This window comes from Candidatus Symbiopectobacterium sp. NZEC135, from assembly GCF_025962695.1.
Genome location: NZ_JAGFPF010001385.1, coordinates 1 through 568 on the forward strand (window position 1 = coordinate 1; position 568 = coordinate 568).

The window sequence follows — 568 nt, forward strand, 5'->3', positions numbered from 1 at the left end:
TCCACCGATGCCAACGGAACGCAGCACATCAATTTACGCAGCGATCCTGACGCCATCACCCTGTGGCGCTATTTCGGCACCGGTTTATTGATGCTGGTGCTCTCGGTGGCACTGGTTGCCAATCTGGTGCTGATGCTGGTAAAAATGCGCAAAAGCCAGCAGCGCGAACGTGATATCAAACAGTACTACGATGCGTGCTTTTCAACCCGGCTCGCTACGCCTATCGTGATGGAAGGCCGCGCCTACCGGATGAACGATTAGGCGCGTCTAAACGGCCCGTTGCTGACGATCGCACTGACCATGCCGCCGACGCCTTGCGACGCGGCGTTTCCCTGCACGACCCCACCCCACCGCCGCTACCGGAGTACAGATGCAGCACGATCTCAATTGGAATGACATCGATACCGTTATCCTGGACATGGATGGCACCCTGCTGGACCTGGCCTTTGACAGCTACTTCTGGCTGCAACGGGTGCCAGAACAACTCAGCGTAGAGAGAAAGATTTCCCTGAGTGAAGCCAAAAAAGTGATAGAGAAAGAGTATCACGCCGTTCAACACACATTGAAC

The 568-nt window shown here is 55.3% G+C and carries 1 protein-coding gene and 1 pseudogene; both read left to right on the forward strand.

Annotation, left to right across the window (positions count from 1 at the left end):
* A partial coding sequence (locus tag J5224_RS34390) for an intracellular growth attenuator family protein (protein WP_264629313.1) occupies positions 1–261 on the forward strand: 261 nt, incomplete at its 5' end.
* A gap of 109 nt (positions 262–370) precedes the next feature.
* Positions 371–568 (forward strand): annotated as a pseudogene (locus tag J5224_RS34395) (GMP/IMP nucleotidase); the annotation flags it as partial.